Origin of the sequence: Micromonospora sp. AMSO12t, from assembly GCF_008806585.1 — a bacterium.
GTDB lineage: Bacteria > Actinomycetota > Actinomycetes > Mycobacteriales > Micromonosporaceae > Micromonospora > Micromonospora reichwaldensis.
On sequence record NZ_WAAS01000592.1, the window covers coordinates 1 to 509 of the forward strand.

The following is a 509-nucleotide window of genomic DNA, read 5'->3' on the forward strand; positions in this document are numbered from 1 at the left end:
CGCGCCGCCCCCCGCCGGGGACGCGGGCGGGACGCCACCGCCGGGCCCCGGACCGCAGCCGTCGTTCGGCGGCGCCGGCTTCACCTCGCGGTACGGCCTGGTGCGCCCCCGCGACGGCCGCTACCTGGCCGGCGTCTGCGCCGCCATCGGCCGGGCCACCAACACCGACCCGGTCCTCTGGCGGGTGCTGCTGGCGGTGCTCGGCTTCTTCGGCGGCATCGGCATCCTGGTCTACGTCACCGCCTGGCTGATCATCCCGGGCGAGGGGGACAGCGCCTCTCCCGTCGAGTCCATGCTGGGCCGGGGCCGGTCCAGCATGTCCCCGGTCACGGTGATCGTGCTGAGCATCCTGGTCGCGATCAGTTTCGGCTACATCGTCACGGACGCGTTCCGGGCGGTGCTGCTCGGCGCCACGATCCTGATCGGCGGCGCGCTGCTGCTGAACCGCGACAACAGGGCCGCCCAGGGCGCGCCGGTCGGCCCCGTCCCGCCCGTTCCGCCCACCGCCC

The 509-nt window shown here is 75.6% G+C and carries 1 protein-coding gene; it reads left to right on the forward strand.

Features of this window, described 5'->3' with window-relative positions; translation table 11 throughout:
- On the forward strand, positions 1 to 509 hold a 509-nt coding region (locus F6X68_RS33090), incomplete at both ends, for a PspC domain-containing protein (RefSeq protein ID WP_151457884.1).